Here is a 19163-nt window from a genome sequence, read left to right as displayed (position 1 = left end):
AAGTCGCGAGGTTAACGAGAGACACAACGAACCGTTAGGCGCGTAAAAGAAGAAAAACATCGCGCTGTCCGACCTTCACAAAATTTCGAAGACGGCTTGGTCATTTCCAAGAACGGTAGAGCTGTGTCTGAGCCGGGGTGAGTACTTGAAAGCCCCACAACATAAGAAGAGTGACGAGAGTTAAGCACACGCGAAGAAGACGGTGCGTTCTTGATCACTCCACAAAAAGTGGAGAAGACCATGGTTTTGGGTCGTAACAACAGCAATACCAATATTTTGTTCGATGACATCAAAGTTGAAGATGCTGATTTCGATGTAGATGTGAAGTTTGACGACGTGGAAATCGATGAAGCTTCGCTCCAGAGCAACCAAAACGATAACGACGTCGACAACAAGGTAGAAAGCGAAAACAAGAACGAACAGGGTCAGGGTCAGGACCAAGGTCAGGGACAAGCTCAGGGCCAAGGACAGGATCAAGGCCAAGGACAGGATCAGGGCCAGGGTCAGGACCAAGGTCAGGCTCAATCCTCTGAATCCGGTGCCCTAGCCGCAAATAAGACTGACGTTGATACTGACGTCAAGACCGACGTTGACAACAAAGTCGAGAACGGTAACGACATCGACATCACCATTCAGGATCTTCTGCCAGAAGACTGGATGCGTCCGGAAGATAATGACTTCATCGACATTGATGATGATGTGAACGCTCCGATCCTCGCAGCCCAGAACAACAGCTCGGTCGATTATAATCCTGGCGATGACGTCAATGTTTACGCCGACGGTGCTGGTAACGACGCTGCCTTCAACATCGCGCAGATCGGCGACTTGGTGGACAACGATCGTCTGTCAAGCCCAACCGTCTCCAATGACGCAAGCTATGACGCTGATGTGACGCAGTCTGGTGGTCGCGCACGGACCGAAGACGGTATCGATGCTGACAACGCAGATGGCGATTGGGGTTCCGGTAACAAAGATGACGGTTCCGTTGCTGGTACTGCTGAAGCGTCCGCTGACAAGTCTGCAGACATGGAAGCATTCAATCAGGACATCGTGATGGGTGCGAACCTGCAGTACAACCTCGTTGATGCAACCGTTGTTGGTGGTAACAACTACGACAACGATACTGGCGAAGATGGCGCCTAAGTTCTAGCTACGCTCACAACCGAGGCGGGTTCTTGCTCCAAAGCGAGGGCCCGCCTCGTCTCCCTTAACTCCGTCTCTTACAACTTGATCAATACTTGACCAAGTCCAAGAGGCGGGCTGTGGAGGATGCAGCATGTATAGTCCAGGCGTCTCTGAAATTTTGCAAAGGTTTACAGGCGAGTGGAAAATTCCAGAAGACTTTGGCTTTTGGAAAAACTTCTACGAGGATATGGAAGTGGAGCTGGCAGGGCCCGACTTGGGGTGGGCAGCTCGCGAACTATATTTGGGACGAGTGCAAGATGGTGAGTTCGGCATTGATTTGAAAGACATCAAGTTGCCGTCGTCAAACCTGAGCGATCTGGAGCGCCCGGATATTTATCCAAACCGTTTCTTCAATATCTCTGAACGCGCCCTTCCAGCTCAGGAAGTTGAAACGACCTCATCAACGGGTGGCTTTGGCAGCTCATTCACTGTGCGCATCAATGGGGAAGTGTTCACGCCAGCACTCTATACATATGGCGAAAACGGCGGTGTTGCGGGTGTAATCACGCAACTTCACTACCTCTGGGACGATGACATTCTGCTGAACGGAGAGTTCGACGTTGGCCTGTCCTATTACAACAGCGCATCTGCTGCTTCTGGGCAGTTTGTGGTTGAAGCCTTCTGGAATGTAGCCAGTGTCAGCGATGTTTCGGGCATGGGCCCCAATGACATGGCTGCGCAGCTCGCGACGACCCTGACCACCCAGATCTCGCTTACGGCCGTCGCCTCCTACGGTGTGCTCAGTCAGGAAGAATATGAAGCTCTATTGGAAGAGCGGCGTCTCGAAATGGAAGAGATGCAGGAAGCCATCGAAAATGGCGAAGTGCCAGAAGGCCCACAGCCCGGCGATACGGTGACCGTCTACAGCCACAATGGCGAGGAGGGTGAGGCCTCATTCGAGCTGGACCTGTCGTTGTATCTGAGAACCCAGTCGCCGAACCCGATTGACGGTAAGGTCGATCCCGAAGCGGACGTCGGTACGCTTGAAGTGGGGGGCAATACGGCAATCAACACCGCCTCGATCGTGGACGGACCGGAGACCTATGGCTCTGCGATGATCCATGGCGACTACTACGACATCAATGTGATTGCCCAGATCAACATCCTGCATGATGGCGATATGGTGCCAGACACGTACTGGAATGTGCAAGACCAGTCATCCGAACAGTTCATCTCCAGTTTAGCGCAACAGCAGACCACCGTTTCATCCATGGTGAGCGCAGGGACCACCAGCAGTGCGTCCAATACAAACACCATGGACAATTTCGCGCGGTTTGACGACGTGGTGGAGGCTCCAGCGCCAGCAGAAGCGCCCATTCTTGAAGTTGGGGCAGGGGCTTCAAACGCGCTCTGGACCATTGATTACGCTTATGGCGACTACTATGACGCGCTGCGGTTTACTCAAATCAACCACATCATTGACAACGATGTTGTTGGGCAGCTTGAGATCACCGATCAGATGTCGATTGTAGTGGGCAACAACTACGCGCAAAACTCTGCTTCATATCTGGAACTTTCCACCAATTACGATCTCATTATCGTTGGTGGGGACTATTATGAGACAAGTTACATCTATCAGAAGAACATCATTTACGATGCGGATTACATGCAGGGCATGGGGCAAGCATTTGACGATGATGGTATTTCGTCTTCAACAAGTGGCAATACGCTGATCAACAGCGCCAGCATTGGTGATGCTGGCACACCTATTGCCTTTGATTTCATGACAGAGAACGCAGCTGAGCTGAGCAGTCTGATCCAGGCCGGTGAGACCGAACTGGACCCATTGCTGACCAGCATGTTCGCTGGCAATGGCGGCGGCATATTCAGCGTGCTGTACGTCACCGGAAACTACTATGACACGAAGGCGATCTTTCAGACCAACATCATAGAAGACGCCGACGCCGTGGCAGTGGCCTCGTCTACCTCAGTGGATACCGATGTGACGGTGTCCTTGGGGGGCAACACTACAATCAACACGGCGAGCATCATTGAATATGACAGCGCCTCCGAGCTGAAAATGCTTGAAGGCGACCACTACGAGGAAAGCTTCCTCATGCAGGCCAACCTGCTTCCAGAAGATCTGGAAAACGAAGAAGCGATGGATGCGCTGGCATCTGAAGTGGTCGTGTTCGCTGTCGAAGGATCCAAGGAGGAAACCGTAACGGGTAGTGATGCTGAAATCGTCAAACCAGACGCTTCCAGTGACGACATGCTCGCATCGGTTTTGGCTTAGTATGGTTTCAAAAAACAACAAGAATATTGCGGAGGACTGGCAGGGCCCACCCCAGCCTCCGAGCGACGGAACTGTGAGCGGCAAGCTGGTCTATCTTTGGGACAAGCAGCAGAGCCAAGACGGCAAGGCCAAGGATCATAACCAGACCGAAGCGTCACTTGATCCCTCCGATAACAAAGCCGCAGAAGAGCCTGCGGCCGCGGATCCTGCGCAAGCAGGCGAACAACAGCCAGAGACAGGCAAGGCACCGGAAGAGGCCCGTGAGCACGGCAAAACAGATGGCCAGACCATTGATGGAGCTGTGAACACCAAAACGACTGTCCATGACAAAACCCCGGTCAAGGAGCCAAGCACGGGAGGTGGTGGCAAACCCCCGACGGATGGCGGCGGCGGACCAGGTGGCGGCGGCGGCGGTGGCGACAACGGCTCCCCCTTGCAGGTGCGTGGCGGAGCGCCCAATTTCCGCAAGATCATGGCAGACGGGTTGGCCGTGTGCCGCAAGAACCTCATGATTGTCTTCGTTTTCTCCTTGTTTGTGAACCTGTTGGTTCTGTCCATTCCCATCTATCTGTTCCAGATTTCAGACCGAGTTTTGACCTCGCGCAGCACTGATACCTTGATGATGCTGACGGTGATCGTGATGGGCGCCCTGACTTTCCACGTTATGCTCGACATGATCCGGCGGTTCATCTTGATGCGCACGGCCGTGCATCTGGAAACCCGCCTTGGCGGCCCGGTGATGAATGCGGCGGCCAAAGCATCCATTGATGGGTCCAACCGCGAGTTTCAGGCGTTGGGTGATTTGCAGATGATCCGGAACTTCATTACCGGTTCCACTCTGCTCACGATCTTCGATGTGCCCATCGCCCCGGTCTTCCTGCTGGCCGTCTTCATGATCCACCCCCACCTGGGCATGATCGTCTCCGGCGCTATCGGTCTTCTGTTCATTGTGGCGCTGATCAACCAACGCTTGACTGTAGTTCCCTTCAGCCGTGCCAATGCCTTTGCTTCCCGCGCAAACCTTCAGGCCGATGCCATGTCACGCAACTCGCAGGTCATCAATGCCATGGGTATGGTGCCGGAAAGCGTGATGATGTGGGGCAAGGACACAGCTGAATCCCTGAAGGCGCAGGTCAGCGGTCAGGACCGCAACGTGGTGATGTCCGGCATCTCCAAGCTGGTTCGCCTCGCTACACAGGTTGGCATGCTGGGGTGGGGGGCCTTCCTCGCACTGGAAAATGAGGTGACCGGCGGAATGGTGATCGCAGGTTCTATCATCGCCTCCCGTGCGCTGGCACCCATTGAAGGGGCGATTGAAGGCTGGAAGAACATGATCCAGGCGCGCTCGGCCTACTCCCGGATTCGTAACCTCTTGAACAGCTCGCCGCTCAACGTGGACCGACTGCGCTTGCCTGATCCAAAAGGTCGCCTTGATGTGGAGCGCATCCTGTACGTGCCAAAGCCAAGTAAAAAGGTGATTTTGAACGGTATCTCCTTTGCGCTTGATCCGGGCGAGAGCCTTGCAATCATCGGCAACTCCGGTGCTGGTAAATCCACGCTCGCCAAGATGTTGGTGGGGTCCATCACGCCAACGGCGGGCAATATTCGCCTCGACCGCATGGACCTTCGCAACTGGGACCCGCGCCAGCTCGGCGAAAGCATTGGCTATCTGCCGCAGGACGTGCAGCTGTTTCCGTCCACCATCAAAGCAAACATCGCCCGAATGCGTGATGATGCGACCGATGCGCAGATCTTCCGGGCGGCGGAACTCGCTGACGTGCACGACATGATCTCAGGCTTTCATCAGGGCTATGAGACGATGATATCCATGGATGGCGCTCCCCTATCGGGCGGGCAAAAGCAGCGAATTGGTCTGGCGCGTGCCTTCTATGGCAGCCCAAGGCTGGTGGTGTTGGATGAGCCCAACTCCAACCTTGATCCCATCGGCGAACAGGCGCTGGCCCGTGCCATGGGGCGGGCCAAACAAGAAGGCATCTCCATCGTCGTGATTACCCAGCGTCCGTCGCTTTTGCGCAGCGTGGATCGCATCATGGTGCTGAAGAACGGCAGCGTTCAGCTGCAAGGCCCACGTGATGAAGTGAGCGAGCAGCTTTCCGCCGCAAAGCAGCGTGCGCGCAGACTGCCGGACCAGAAGGGTCCGCAAAATGGTCCAGAAGGGTCCATCGAGCCGCCATCCGAGTGATGGCACAAGACTGAAACCACTCAAGAAGAAACGATAACAGGAAACAGTCATGACGCTCGTCCCTACCGATCTTCAACAGTGGCACCACGATGTGCCCCACAAAATCGGGGTCCCGGCCTTCATCGGCTTTGCGCTCCTCATTTTGCTGGTGGCTGGCTTTGGTGTGTGGGGCAGCATGGCTCCGATAGCGGGTGCAACCATCTCCAAAGGCAGCTTTGTGGTGACCGGCCAGAACAAGATGGTGCAGCATCTGGAAGGAGGCATCATTCAAGACATCTTGGTTCAAGAGGGCGATGTGGTTGAGAAGGGGCAGACGCTGGTGCGCCTCGACAAGACTGCGCCCCTTGCCAACCTGCGCCGTCTGGAACTGCGGCTCAGCCGCTTTCAGGCCATTGAAGCCCGGCTCAACGCGTTGATCTCGGGCAAAGAGGCAATTGTCTTTCCTCAGGAGCTTTTGAACCGCCGTCAGGATCCGGATGTGGTGGAAATCATCAACAGTCAGAAGGCGGCCTTTGCAGTGGACATGGGACAATTGCAAAGCGAGACGGCCATTCTGGAGCACAGCATCGACAGTTTGCATCAGCGCATCAGAGGCAACGAGGCACAGCAGGAATCTGCCCGGCTTCAGCTTGAGTACCTTGAGGCGGAGCTGGCAGACAAGCGTGAACTCATGAAGAAGAACCTGATCCGCAAGCCGGAAATCCTCGCAATTCAGCGGGCGCAGGCCAACTTGAAGGGCGATATCGGCCGCCTGCTGGGGGAGATCGGGGATATTAACGAGCGCATCGCCCGAACGCAGGAAGAGATCTTGCGGGTAAAGTCCATCACCCGCCAAAAGGCGACCGTCCAGTTGCAAGACATTGAAGCGCAGATTGATGATGTGCAGGAGCAAATCCGGGCCGCAAAGGACGTGCTCAACCGCGTCAACATTTTGGCCCCCAATGCTGGGGTGATCGGCAATCTTTACTACCACACCTCCGGCGGGGTGATTGAGAGCGGCAAGAACATCCTTGAAATTGTGCCGCTGGACAGCGAGATGCTGTTGGAAGTTCGCATCCGCCCGCAGGACATCGATACGGTGCATGTGGGCCAGCAAGCGACCATTCGGTTGACGGCCCTGAACCAGCGCACGACGCCCACCATGTACGGCGAAGTGATCTACGTCTCGCCGGATTCCAAGCCAACGGACGAAATCGGTCAGGTGGGTGACATCTATCTGGCGCGTGTGAAGCTCGACAAATCCCATATGGAGGGTATGCGGGCCGAGATGGCAGACTTCACGCCGTTACCCGGCATGCCTGCCGAGGTCCATATTACGACGAAAGAGCGTACCTTCTTCGATTACCTCACCCGTCCGCTTCGTGACAGCATGTCAAGAGCGTTCAAGGAGAACTAAGAGACGGCAGAGGAGGCAGAAAGGCGCGTCCGCTGGGCGCGCCTTTTTCATTTTTCTTCAAAGCGTTGCGCTGACGGCGGCCTTGAGCGCAGGGTACTTTGCAGTGACCTTGGAGCCAGCAGGATAAAAGACGCAGCCCGACAGAGAGCCTGTCGTGACATACTGACCCGCCTTGAAACCACCGCAGTGATCGCCCGCCGCTTTCACCGCGCCCTTCAGCAAGTCGAGTGGTGCGCCAAGTACATTGGTAACGCTGCCATCGATGACGGTTTCATCGTTGACGACAAGCTTGAGATCGACAGTGGTCAGCGCGTATGGATCCCATGTTTCGATCTTTTCGCCGACAATGAAGCCCGCGTTGGAAAGGTAGTCCGCCAGTTTCAAATCCAGTGAAGCCTGGTTCATGTCTTCAAGACGGCTATCGATCAGCTCAATCACCGCGTAAAGGCCATCAATGGCGGCGATGAGGTCCTCGTCCTTTTCCGGAAGCTCGGGCAGATCCTGGCAAAGACGGAACGCCAGTTCAATCTCAACGCCAATCGGCTTCTCGCTTCCTTCAGAAAACACCGCGCCGTCTTCCTTGATGGTTGGCGCGAAGATGGGGGCAAACAGCGCTTCCCCGTCCGGCGTGACCGCAACCTTCCATGCGCCAACTTCGCCGAGGTCAGCGGCGACCTCGCGTTGAACAGCAAGCGCGCCGTCCCGCGATGGCGTCAACTCTGCAAACTTTGATAGGGGAACTGGGGTTTTGTGCGCCCGTGCGTCAAGCAGCGCCTTGGTGGTTGCGTGCATGATTATCTCCAAAATGGGTCGATGGGTCAGTTAGGTTTATCGTTTCACCTACTGCGCAGGGATCATTCGGGTCAAGCTTGGCGTGTGAAAGTCTGCCATTTGCAACCAAGTTTACGGGTTTCCCCTCGTGCTGCTGGGTGACGTAAGGCCGCTTTGTAAAAGTTCTGCGCTGGGCGACTAGGCTTCAGAAAGGAGGGATGTTGTCAGATCGCAGCGCACGCCGTCATAAAACACGTCCAGCACTTGAGCGAAGGGAGCTGCATTCTGGCTCGCCAAAGCAAACAGCGTGGCGCTGGATCTCAGCTTCTTGGCGTCAATGGGGCCAAGCACCGCCTCCGCGCTCACATCCGGGTGGCTCAACATCAACGCCATGGCCTCGGTCAAGCGCGGACCAAGCACTGGGTGAGCCAGATAAGCCTTGGCTTCCTCAAGGTCTTCGATGCCATAGAAGTGGGCTGTGCCTGAACGCCCCAGTTCCCTTAGCTGGGGGAAAATGAACCACATCCAGTGACTTGCTTTTTTGCCCAGGGTCAGTTCGCTGACGACCGTGGGCCATACTTTCTCTTGAGCTTCGACAAATCGCAAAAGATCGGTCTTGTCTGCACTCATTATCTCCGCCTTTTTCCGCCACCTCCTCTTGAACGGTGGCTTGCCTTGCGCGCTTGTGGTCTGGCCTGCCGTTTCGCAGGCTTGCGAGCCTCGCGGCTTTTATGAACCCGTTTGTTCCCAACTTGCCGTGCTCTTTGGTCCTTGCGCAAGTGGGTAGGGGCTTTTCGTGCTGCGGGGCGCTGAACGGCAGCGGGCTTCCTCTGTTTTACCGCCTCCCGTGTTTGGGGTCTGGCAGCGGGACGTTCAGCGCGTGGTTGGTCCGGCCGGGCTGCCGGGCGTTGAACGCCGTCAGGGCGTTGCTGGGCACGGTCCTTGATGGTCTGTCCAGCGCCAGAGCCTGCGGCGCGATCCCGGACTGTTTGCCCAGCGCCGGAGGCTGCGGCACGATCTCGGACTGTTTGCCCCGCACCAGAGGCTGCGGCGCGATCCCGAACCGTTTGCCCCGCACCTGTTCCTTTAAGGCCTTGAACAGCTCCGGCTCCAATTGCAGCACCTGCTGCGCCTGCGGCCACGGTTTCCAGGCGATCCCGGTCAAGCCGTTCTGCTGCTGGGCCGTCTATACCTTCCCAGTTGCCGCGGTCAAACTGCTGCCATTTGCCCTCCATGTTGCGGTAGACCTTGCCATCCTGTCCGGCAAAGATCTCTCCACGGCGACCGCGTTCAACAAGACCTTCCTTCGACGCACGGTTCCAACGCCCCGGACCGGCCCCGTCCCGCAAGCGGTCTGCCGGATTGGCCCGCGCCCACTCACTGCCAAGCTTCACACCGCCGGTGTTCCAACTGCCGTAGATGTTTCTGCCTCCGCCCACGAAGGCCTTGTTGCCGGTGATGGGGTTGGTAACGGAGATGAAGCCCGCAGCGCCACGCGGGCCTGAGGCATAGCCGCCGCGAATGTAACGGCCCGTAGAAGGGTTATACACCCGGCCCACCGCGATGCCCCGGTTGGGGCCATAGGCATAGCCATATCGGCCAAAAACGCCGCGCGCCGGGTTGTAGTAGATCCCGGAGCCGAAAGTGACAGGGCGAGGGAAATAGGGCGGATAGTACCCCGGTCGCCATGGCCGGTAGTAGGGCGGATACCAATACCCATTGCCATAGACATAGGTGTCCCATGCCAGATAGCTCCAAAGGTAACCCATGGTGAAGCCAAACCACACGGCACCAGCTGAGGTGTCGCTGGCCGGTTCGCTCTCGTAGACCCGCACGTAGGTGGTGTTGTAAACTGGGGAGCTGGGCGGGATCTCGTAGATCTCATCGGGCACGGAAGTCGCCACTTCCCACGGTCCGTTAGCGCTGGGGCCAGTAAACCACACGCCGTCTTGCACCACATAATAGGCGGTGCCTACTTGAATCACCTGACTGCTCGTATTCACGGCGTAGGACAGGGAGGTGCCGTCAATGGGCTGGAAATCGGGATCTCCCGCGTAGCTGACCTCTGGCTGAATGGACCCCACTTCCACACGGGCGGTGGTTGGAATACTGGCAAGGAGCCTTGCCTCCGCACTTTCCGAAGTACCCGGAACGGACGCACGCACAGAGTAGTAAGGGGCATCCTCAGGGATGAACTGAAAGTCCTGTGGCAAGTCCGGTGTGGCAAATGTCCAAGGCCCATCAAGGCTTTGGGCGCGGAACCAGCGACCTGAAAGCAAGGTGTACCAGTTCTTCTCCGTCTTGTGGAAGAACACGTCACTGGTTGAGTTGGAAGCCCATTGCAGTTCCGTCGTGCCGACATCCTCCAAGGTTGGTTCACCTTCGAAGAGCAACAGTTCTGCTGGTCGGTCGCTGTAGAATACAACGGGCACTGCAGCGCCCTCCAATCCCTTGTTGGGAAAAGCAGCCTTCGCGTTCTGCCAGTTCTCGTCATCCGGCAGCTTGGAAAAAACCTCGGGCAGCTGCCTCGCGTCTATCCAGGTGCCATCCAGCTTGTCCGAAGAAAGCCAAGCCTCCTCATCTCGCAGGTAGTAGGTACCGGTTTCATTCAGCTTGAACAGGTCCCAGTTGGTATTCACGATGAAAAGAAGCTCATCCACCCCTTGAACAGGCGCTTCAATGGGTTCGCCATCGGTTTGAAGCAGAACGGCATCCTGTGTGCTGTGAAAGATGGGCGGCGCTTCGGCCTGCAACCCTTCCACGTTCTGCATCTGCTGGGAATTGGCAAGCGAGGCGGCGATGCGCTGCTTGGACAAGGTGATGGTATCGACCGGGATCAGCTTGCCGACCTCAAGATTGAGTTTGCTCAGCTGATCCTTGGAGAGGACGGAAAAATCAAGGCCGGTTACCTTGATGCCTTGAAGGAACACCTCGTCGCTGTCCTCATTGGCAAAGGTCTTGCCCTCCAGATTTATGACGCCAAAAACCGGAGCTTCATTGGCGGCTGGGCGATATTCGGTAGCCACCATCGCTTTCAGAGTGGTGAAGTTGGCCCACTCCGTGATTTGAGGCTGGTACAGCACGATGACCGCACCGTCCTCGGCCTGAAAGGTGCGTGGCCAGCCGCCTTCTTCTTCCGAGACACTGATGTACTCGCCACTTACAAATCCGGACTGACCAGATATGGAAACGGCGCACCATGAGCCACTCTCATCACATTCGGTGATCTCGACATTTGTGCCGGCATCAAGTGTGCCCATGGATTGGAAGTTCGTTCCCGGCCCCTCTCGAAAATTCACCTTGGTGGTGATGGTGCCGGTGTAAGCTTGGGCCTGTGCCATTTCCAGGCTGAAGGCAAGGAGTGCGACGACAAGAAGTCTCATGAGGTAGCCTCATTCCGTTGCGGAAGGTGGAGCAGCCTACCAGAAATCTCGAAGAGCGGTGTGGGAAAGTTTACTAGTGTTAATCTAGCGGAAATGGAGCGGGTGAAGGGAATCGAACCCTCGTCGTTAGCTTGGGAAGCTACTGCTCTACCATTGAGCTACACCCGCGCGCTTGTTGCTCTTATCAGCAAGGAACCTGCAGGTGTCAAGGCGCTTGAAATAGGGAGAGGTTGATAACCAGTTGTCCTTGGCGAAGCTGGCAAGGCTTTTCGGCCCGTTTGCGCGCGCTGATGGCAAGATGCACAAAATTACTCAGGGATTGCGAACAAACCGGTCGAAACAGGCCTTGATCTACTCGTAGTAATTCATAGGTTACCCTCAGTTTGAATCAAATCAGGTTGAACATGATGCGGGCGAGGCTTCGTGCTCTCATTGAGGGCAAGCGTTGGGAATACACCATTGTCACGCTTATTCTGATCAATGCAGTCACATTGGGTCTGGAAACCAGTCAGACAGCGATGGACGCGTTTGGTCCCGTGCTGATCGCCATGGACAGGACCATCCTTGCCATTTTCGTGGTGGAACTGACCCTGCGCATCTTCGCCTATGGGCCACGCTTCTTCACCGGCGCGTGGAACCTGTTTGATACCTTCATCATCGGCATTGCCTTGGTGCCAGCAACGGGTCCTGCAAGTGTGCTTCGTGCTCTGCGTATCTTGCGTGTGCTCCGCCTCATTTCGGTGGTGCCTTCGCTGCGCAAGGTAATTGGCGGCCTGATGGCCGCGCTTCCGGGCATGGGGTCTGTGGTCCTCCTGATGACGCTGGTGTTCTATGTGTTCTCAGTGATGGCCACCAAGCTTTACGGTGCCTCATTCCCGGACTGGTTTGGCTCGATCGCCGCCTCCGCCTATACGCTGTTTCAGGTGATGACGCTGGAAAGCTGGAGCATGGGCATTGTTCGTCCGGTTATGGAGGTTTACCCAAGCGCGTGGCTCTTCTTCCTGCCGTTCATCCTGTGTACTGCGTTTACGGTGCTTAACCTGTTCATTGGTATCATGGTTTCGGCCATGCAGCAGGAGCACGACGCAAGCGCTGAAAAGGATCGCCAGCTGATCCATTCGGAAACAGAGCTGGTGCTTCAGGAAGTGCGGGCCTTGCGGCGCGAAGTGGCAGAGCTGAGAAACCAAAGCTCGGAAAAGACCTGAGCGGACGTCCTCAATCAGACTTGACTGGATAATGTGTCGGAGTGCTCTAGCCATTTGGCTTAAGGCCTACTATTCCCTGTAGTATATAAATACTCAGGGAGAGCCTGATGCTTGATGCCACTGCGCGCCGATACATTGACCCACCACTGAACCGACTTGGCAAGATGATTGCCAATGCGGGCTTGAGTGCCAATACCGTTTCGGTCATCGGCCTGTTGTTCGCTGGCGTAGCGGCGCTCTGTATTGCTCTTGGACAGTTCGAGGCGGCGCTGGTTGCGATCATCATCAACCGATTGGCCGATGGCCTTGACGGAGCGGTGGCGCGCGCGACCGAAAAAACCGATCTTGGCGGCTTCCTCGATATCGTGTTCGACTTCATTTTCTATGGTGCCATTCCGTTTGCCTTCGTGGTTTATGATCCGGTGGGCAATGCTGTGGCCGGTGCTGTTCTGCTGCTGAGCTTCTATCTGAACGGCGCCACGTTCCTTGCCTTCGCGACACTGGCGGCAAAGCGCGGCATGAACACGCGGGCGCAAGGCATCAAGTCATTCTACTATCTGGGTGGCTTGGCCGAAGGGCTCGAAACCATTGCGGTCTTTATCGCATTTTGCCTTTTCCCATCGTTGTTTGTTTACATCGCCTGGGGCTTTGCCTGCGTGTGCTTTATCTCTGCCATCGCGCGCATTTTCCTGGTGAAAGCGCTGTTGGAGGGGTAGGGCGCGGCACGGTGTCGTCGATCGCCGGACAAGGGCCGCTGCACGGCCAAAGCCCAGAACTTTTAGGGGAGCTCTGGGTATTGTGTTGTGGCGAGAGGCTTTGAACGCCGAGGGCTTTGACCCATCTATGGAAACGAGGTGTCCACCATAGTTCAGTGAACATTTTCACTAGGCTAGCTTGGGCTTGTCCGCCACGCCGGTGCTGCATTAAAATGGAACAATAAAAGGCTACCTCTAGGCCGTATAACTAAAGGAAACTTGTGATGTATCGCTCCATCACCCGAGACATACAGGTTACTGTCGAGCCCTACTATCTTTCAGAGGAGTCTCGACCGGAAGAAGATCAGTATTTTTGGGCCTATAAGGTCGCAATAGAGAATTTCAGCGATCGCACCGTTTGCCTGCGTGCGCGCCATTGGAAAATCATCGACGAGACCGGCCACCTGCAAGAGGTGCGCGGCGCTGGTGTCGTTGGGGAAGAACCCGTTATAGAACCGGGTGGTAGCTTCCAGTACACCTCTGGTTGTCCGCTTGGGACACCCTCGGGCATCATGTCTGGGGATTACCAGATGGAAACGCTCTCAGGTGAGCGGTTTGATGTTGAGATCCCCGCTTTCTCCTTGGATCTGCCTGATCAAGTGCGTACCCTGAATTAAGGGAGATGCTTGGCCTGCGGGTGGGTGCAGCGCCAGGTTCCTCCAACAACAATTTAGCGTGCTGTGACTCGCCTCAAGGCGGGTCCCAAACGCCGGGGCATTCATGCGGGCAAGCAAAGCGGTTTACAACGCCGCCTACGAGCTGTTGCGGGACAAAACGTCCGTTCCAAGCTTCAAAGGGGCGATCAATCACATTTACAGGCTCGATCACTATGCGCGTAGCTACTGCATTCGCGTGCGTGCCAATGAGCAGCTGTTTGGTTACGAGACCGGGTTTCCAAAAGATCCACTGGTTGCAGCGCTCCTGACCTTGAGTGAAGAGCCAGAACATGACCTCGAAGAAGAGCTGGATCGGCATGTGGCACGGCTTTCTTCAATGCCCATCGGCATGGGGGAACGTCACCCCATCATGCCGGAGACCGTTTTCTTCGACTTCGCCCGAACCATGGTACCGCATGCATTTGTTTTGCATGAATGGCTGAATGATCGGCGGGAGAAGGCTCACGACATTTACACCCGCGCGGGCAAGACGCTCGCCAGTATTCACCGGGTTGAGTTTTCCCGCTTCAAGCGGCGCTTGGACGAAGAATGGCGTGCCCCGGAAGACTGGGTGGGCGTGCAACTGGAGCAGCTGGAAAAGCTCACCGGTGTTGATTTGGAGGCCGCTCGAGTAAAGGATGCTGTTCTCCCGCATCTCAAAACGCCTGAACGCTTTGTGCTTGCCCACAACGATTACCATCCCCTGAACTGGCTGGATACCGAAGAGGGCCTCAAGGTGATCGACTGGGACAATGCGATGATTGCCCCTCCCGAATTGGATCTGGTCAAGATGCGCCATTGGACCCGATTGAACGCGGAGGGCCATCTGGTGGCTGATACGAACGCCTACAATCAGTTCCTTGAAGGCTACAAATCATCTGGTGGCCGGGTAAACGACGACATGCTGCATGTATGTGAGCTGTTGTGGCTGCCCAAGGTGCTCGCGTTTGAGCGCATGCGCGAACAGCAAGGCTTTGAAACCAAGCCTTTCCCAAGTTCAAACGCCGTCAGGAAAGCACTCATGCATTGCCTTGAGGTTCGGGAACCTGTGCCTTTTGATTCTATTGCCTGAGAAACAAACAAAAAAGGCGGCCCAAAGAGCCGCCTTACCATTCCAATAGCCCTATGAAACTTACTCGGTGCGGTAGCGCGCCTGTGCGCCGCGCTCGATGGCCGCAACCGTGAGCTTGTCCAGATTGAAGCGGTCACGGAACAGCTGCAGCATGCGTAGCTCTTCCTGCTGAAGGCGCAGGTCCGCTGCGGCAACTTCTACAGCAACCGCGTAGCCTGTGTCATAGAGCTTTGAGGGCAGGGACTGTGCGATCAGGTCCAGCGTGTCGCCCAGACCGTTTTCAGCGCTCATGCGTTCGCCACATTCACCACTGATGCGCACCAGCTCCGTCTCGTCGAACCCTCTGAAAACAGGCATGAATTGGACCACTTCACCAATCGTCCGCAGCTCGGAATCTGTCATGCTGCTATCAGCGGCGGCGGTCATGACCATAATATGGACCAGTGCTTCTTGAACACTCAGTAGCTTATTCATGTTTCTCTCGTCTCTAGAAAGGGTCGATGCTTAAACCCGAAGCATCATGCTCACTCATTCTGCAGGATTAGGGGTAAAACCACATAGATGCAAGGGAGCACTGCTATTGTCACCGAACGGTCATTGACGGAGCCCCTTGTTTTACTTAAGTTCCGGCAGCCTGTCGCAGTTAGTTCTCGCGGACAGGCTTAGTTTTTTCCACTCAAGTATGAAAGTTAGATGGTTTAAAGCCATGACCAATCAACGTTTGCCGCAGCTCGACCTCAGTCCTGAATTTATAGAGGCCGCCAAGGTATCTAAAGCCTGGCCTTTCGAAGAAGCGCGCAAACTGGTCAAACGTCTCGAAAAAGAGGGCAAACCGAGGCCCGTCTTGTTTGAGACGGGCTATGGTCCTTCCGGTCTGCCGCACATGGGCACCTTCGGCGAAGTGGCGCGTACCTCCATGGTGCGCACCGCGTTCCGTTTGCTGACTGAAGACAAGATCGAGACCAAGCTCATCTGCTTCTCCGACGATATGGACGGTTTCCGCAAGGTGCCGACCAACGTTCCAAACCAGGAGCTGCTTGCCGAAAGCCTTGGCAAGCCGTTGACACGCGTACCAGATCCGTTCGGCGAGTATGAGGGCTTTGCCCAGTCCAACAACGCCAAACTGATGGCTTTCCTCGACCGTTTCGGCTTTGACTATGAGTTTGCCTCATCTACCGACTACTACACCTCGGGCAAGCTGGATGCGGCGCTGCTGCGCATGCTCGAAGTCTATGACGACGTGATGGCGATCATTCTGCCAACGCTTGGTGAGGAGCGTCAGGCCACCTATTCTCCGTTCCTGCCGATTTGCCCGCGCACTGGTATTGTGCTGCAGGTGCCAATGGTCGACCGCAACGTGGAAAAGGGCACTGTTACCTACATTGACCCGGAGACCAGCGAACGCATTGAGGTGCCAGTCACAGGTGGTCACGTAAAGTGCCAGTGGAAGGCCGACTGGGCGCTGCGTTGGTACGCTCTCGGCGTGGACTACGAAATGGCAGGCAAGGACTTGATCGACAGTGTGAACCTGTCCTCCAAGATTTGCCGTGCGCTGGGCAAGCCCGCGCCAGAGGGCTTCAACTACGAGCTTTTCCTCGACGAAAAAGGCCAGAAGATCTCCAAGTCCAAGGGGAATGGCCTGACCATGGAAGAATGGCTGACATATGCGTCCAACGAGAGCCTGTCGCTGTTCAACTATCAAAAGCCAAAGACTGCCAAGAAGCTCTACTTCGACGTGATCCCAAAGGCGGTCGACGAGTACTGCACGTTCTTGAACAAATACCCCACCATGAAGCCTGAGCAAAAGCTCATGAACCCGGTCTGGTATGTTCACAACGGTCAGCCGCCACAAGAGGAAGTGCCGATTTCTTTCGCCATGCTGCTGAACCTGGTCTCAGCATCAAACGCGGAAAACTCGGATGTGCTGTGGGCGTTCATTTCTCGCTACGCACCGGGCACCAGTGCTCAAACCCACCCGATCCTCAATCAGCTGGTGGGTTATGCGATCCGCTACTACGACGACTTTGTAAAGCCGAACAAACAATTTAAGCCGGCTGATGAAGTTGAAACGGAAATGCTCCAGCAGTTGGATGCGGTTTTGGCCGGTCTGGACAAGGACACGGACGGTGCCGATATTCAGAATGCAATTTACGACATTGGTCGCAATATCGAGCGTTACCAGAACGTCGAAAAGCCAGGTCCAGATGGTCGCCCAGGGGTTGCACAGAACTTCTTTTCTGCGATTTATCAAGTACTTCTGGGGCAGGAGAAGGGGCCGCGTTTTGGGTCTTTTGTGGCCCTCTACGGCATTGATGAGACACGAGCTCTGATTGCAAAAGCACTTGCAGGAGAGCTCGGAGCGTGATGAATTGCCCCCTCTGACCAAGAGGGGGCTTTTTTATGAGTCTAAGTAGTTTGCTTTCATGGGCCTTGTTCCCGCTATACGCAGTTGAAGGCATCCGCACACGGCTAAAAACCCCGCGTCTGCGTCCTGGCACCGGTCCCTATGAAGGCCGTTTTGAGGGCGCAGGAGCACCACTACGCCTTCTGGTACTGGGGGATTCATCTGTTGCCGGTGTTGGCATTGGCACGCTTGAAAACGGTCTGTCCTATCAGCTTGCCCAGTCGCTGGCGCGTCAAACCGGGCGGGCCGTGGAATGGCGCGCGGCGGGTTTTAACAGCGCCACAGCCAATCAGCTCTGCGATGTGGTCGTGCCGCACCTTCCAGCCACCGATTACACCCACATCTATGTTAGCGTCGGCTTCAATGACCTGAAGAACTTCCATTCCGGCACCAAGTGGAAAAAAGGGTTTGGCGAGCTGATCTATGCGCTTAAAGCCAAGTACCCCGGCGCAAAGATCTTCTGGTCCTGCCTCATGTCTCCACACGGTGTTCCGGCGCTTACGCCCGGCCTTGCTTATGTGCTTGGCCTCAGACGTCCGATGATCAACAAGATCGGACGCACTCTCTGTGAAGAACGGGGTGGGCAGTGGGTTTCCAGTATGCCGGGCATTGGCCGGGTGCACTTTTGCGAGGATGGCGTTCATGCCTCTGAGCGGGGCAACAAGGACTGGGCTGACCACGTGGTGGAAGAAGCCTTGGCACCTTCCGTTTTAAGGCTGGAAGATCAGAACGAAGTACACCACGAACAGCACAAGATGAACCGCGCCCTGTAGCATGTTGGTGCGGGTGCCGCTGAAGGTGTTGAGGCTGAGCGCAAGCGTCAGGATCAACAGCACCATGTCGGTGGACTTGAGGCCAAGCACCACGTGAATGTCCAGGAAGCCAGCCACCAACAGCACCGCTGGCACGGTCAGGCCAATGGTTGCTAGTGCCGAGCCAAGGCAAATGTTGATGGAGCGCTGGACCTTGTTGTTCAGCGCCGCTTTGAAGCTGCTCAAGCCTTCGGGCGTCAGCACCAGAAGCGCGACCAGCACACCGCCCAAGGCGACAGGCAAGGCCATCTCGTCAATGCCGAAATCAACAAGGACGGCCAGCTTCTTGGAAAGCAGCACAATCGGAAGCATGGTCAGCAGCAACAAAGCCGCATGATAGGGAGTGGAATGGATCTCCAAGTTGCCATGCTCGTCGTCGTGATGATCGCTCATCGTATCCGGCTCCAGGCCTTCTTTTTTACCTTCCAGAAGGAAGGAGAGCGCAATGCCGGGGTGTGAGGAGGGCTGCTGGAAGAACGACTTGTGTCGCTTGCTTTGAATGGCGAGAAACACGGCGTACAGCATGACAATAATCAGCGCGAAGGTGATCTGCTGCACCGGAGACAGCGAAGGGTCACTGGTCGAAGTGGTGTAGCGCGGCAGGATCATGGAAAACGTCGCAAGAGGAATGAGCACGGCAAGGTAGCTGCGGGCCCCTTGTGTGTTGAAGGGTTGCTCTCCGTGGCGCAGCCCGCCGAGCAGCAGCGACAAGCCAACCATGCCATTCAGCACAATGTTGAGCACGGCCAGCATGGTGTCCCTTGCCAGTGTCGCATTGGCCGAGCCCGTGAGCATGATCGATATGATCAGCGAGACTTCGATGCCAATAACAGAAAGGGTCAGGATCAGCGTCCCATAGGGCTCGCCGAGCCGCACCGCCAGACAATCCGCATGGCGCACAACGCCGAACGCGCCCCACAGCATGGCACCGAAAATCCAAAGAAAGCTCAGCGCCAACACTGGCACCGGGGCACCTGCGCCCAGCAGGGCCTCAGGGTAGGTGTAGAAGATGCCAACGGTGAAGGCGCCAACCAGAAAACTCGTCTCCTTGGTGACAGCTCTCAATGGGGATGTACTCAAACGCG

The 19163-nt window shown here is 56.0% G+C and carries 15 protein-coding genes and 1 tRNA gene; 10 read left to right on the top strand and 6 right to left on the bottom strand.

The window, feature by feature from the left end; all coding sequences use genetic code 11:
• Window positions 1-240 precede the first annotated feature (240 nt).
• The 4 genes from PUV47_RS14595 to PUV47_RS14580 all read left to right on the top strand — a co-directional run bounded on the left by PUV47_RS14595 (window position 241) and on the right by PUV47_RS14580 (window position 7020).
• The gene (locus PUV47_RS14595) at window positions 241-1143 is read left to right on the top strand and encodes a hypothetical protein (RefSeq protein ID WP_274219315.1); all 903 of its coding nucleotides are present in this window, start codon (window positions 241-243) and stop codon (window positions 1141-1143) included.
• A 133-nt stretch (window positions 1144-1276) separates the two neighbouring features.
• Complete coding sequence (locus tag PUV47_RS14590; RefSeq protein WP_274219314.1) at window positions 1277-3421, top strand: hypothetical protein; 2145 nt, start codon at window positions 1277-1279, stop codon at window positions 3419-3421.
• 1 nt (window position 3422) lies between these two features.
• Window positions 3423-5624: a type I secretion system permease/ATPase gene (locus PUV47_RS14585; protein WP_274219313.1), complete on the top strand. Its 2202-nt coding sequence runs from the start codon at window positions 3423-3425 to the stop codon at window positions 5622-5624.
• A gap of 49 nt (window positions 5625-5673) precedes the next feature.
• Window positions 5674-7020 (top strand): HlyD family type I secretion periplasmic adaptor subunit, encoded by a 1347-nt coding sequence (locus PUV47_RS14580; RefSeq protein WP_274219312.1) that lies wholly within the window; start codon window positions 5674-5676, stop codon window positions 7018-7020.
• Window positions 7021-7077: 57 nt separating this feature from the next.
• On the opposite strand, the gene PUV47_RS14575 is transcribed toward PUV47_RS14580, so the two are convergent.
• From PUV47_RS14575 to PUV47_RS14560, 4 genes are all read right to left on the bottom strand, one after another.
• A complete protein-coding gene (locus PUV47_RS14575) occupies window positions 7078-7812 on the bottom strand; it encodes a fumarylacetoacetate hydrolase family protein (RefSeq protein ID WP_274219311.1) in 735 nt (244 codons plus the stop codon).
• Between the two features lie 177 nt (window positions 7813-7989).
• Entirely contained in the window at window positions 7990-8421 is a 432-nt protein-coding gene (locus PUV47_RS14570) for a DUF1810 domain-containing protein (protein ID WP_274219310.1), read from the bottom strand.
• Window positions 8421-11174 carry an SH3 domain-containing protein gene (locus PUV47_RS14565; RefSeq protein WP_274219309.1) on the bottom strand — a complete coding sequence of 918 codons (2754 nt, stop codon included), beginning with the start codon at window positions 11172-11174 and terminating at the stop codon, window positions 8421-8423. The genes PUV47_RS14570 and PUV47_RS14565 overlap by 1 nt, the downstream gene beginning before the upstream one ends.
• Window positions 11175-11268: 94 nt before the next feature.
• A tRNA-Gly gene (locus PUV47_RS14560) sits at window positions 11269-11342 on the bottom strand.
• Window positions 11343-11581: 239 nt separating this feature from the next.
• Between PUV47_RS14560 and PUV47_RS14555 the strand changes: the two genes are divergently transcribed.
• The 4 genes from PUV47_RS14555 (at window position 11582) to PUV47_RS14540 (ending at window position 14862) form a co-directional block, all read left to right on the top strand.
• Complete coding sequence (locus tag PUV47_RS14555) at window positions 11582-12379, top strand: ion transporter (RefSeq protein ID WP_274219579.1); 798 nt, start codon at window positions 11582-11584, stop codon at window positions 12377-12379.
• A 107-nt stretch (window positions 12380-12486) separates the two neighbouring features.
• Window positions 12487-13095, top strand: coding sequence for a CDP-alcohol phosphatidyltransferase family protein (locus tag PUV47_RS14550; protein WP_274219308.1), 609 nt, complete (start codon window positions 12487-12489; stop codon window positions 13093-13095).
• Window positions 13096-13358: 263 nt separating this feature from the next.
• Window positions 13359-13751 carry a Co2+/Mg2+ efflux protein ApaG gene (gene apaG / locus PUV47_RS14545; RefSeq protein WP_274219307.1) on the top strand — a complete coding sequence of 131 codons (393 nt, stop codon included), beginning with the start codon at window positions 13359-13361 and terminating at the stop codon, window positions 13749-13751.
• A gap of 103 nt (window positions 13752-13854) precedes the next feature.
• A complete protein-coding gene (locus PUV47_RS14540) occupies window positions 13855-14862 on the top strand; it encodes a phosphotransferase family protein (RefSeq protein WP_274219306.1) in 1008 nt (335 codons plus the stop codon).
• Window positions 14863-14922: 60 nt separating this feature from the next.
• Here the strand turns inward: PUV47_RS14540 and PUV47_RS14535 are convergent, their stop codons facing one another.
• Entirely contained in the window at window positions 14923-15336 is a 414-nt protein-coding gene (locus PUV47_RS14535) for a tellurite resistance TerB family protein (RefSeq protein ID WP_274219305.1), read from the bottom strand.
• A gap of 232 nt (window positions 15337-15568) precedes the next feature.
• On the opposite strand from PUV47_RS14535, the gene PUV47_RS14530 reads away from it, so the two are divergent.
• The gene (locus tag PUV47_RS14530; RefSeq protein WP_274219304.1) at window positions 15569-17227 is read left to right on the top strand and encodes a lysine--tRNA ligase; all 1659 of its coding nucleotides are present in this window, start codon (window positions 15569-15571) and stop codon (window positions 17225-17227) included.
• Between the two features lie 35 nt (window positions 17228-17262).
• Window positions 17263-18039 carry an SGNH/GDSL hydrolase family protein gene (locus tag PUV47_RS14525; protein WP_274219303.1) on the top strand — a complete coding sequence of 259 codons (777 nt, stop codon included), beginning with the start codon at window positions 17263-17265 and terminating at the stop codon, window positions 18037-18039.
• Here the strand turns inward: PUV47_RS14525 and PUV47_RS14520 are convergent.
• Window positions 17977-19158 carry a calcium:proton antiporter gene (locus PUV47_RS14520; protein WP_274219302.1) on the bottom strand — a complete coding sequence of 394 codons (1182 nt, stop codon included), beginning with the start codon at window positions 19156-19158 and terminating at the stop codon, window positions 17977-17979. The two genes, PUV47_RS14525 and PUV47_RS14520, sit on opposite strands and share 63 nt — an antisense overlap.
• Window positions 19159-19163: the final 5 nt, after the last annotated feature.

This window comes from Pseudovibrio exalbescens (assembly GCF_028737195.1).
Taxonomy (GTDB): domain Bacteria; phylum Pseudomonadota; class Alphaproteobacteria; order Rhizobiales; family Stappiaceae; genus Pseudovibrio; species Pseudovibrio zosterae.
Note: the sequence above shows the minus strand (reverse complement) of the source record. Positions and strands in the feature narration are given on the sequence as shown.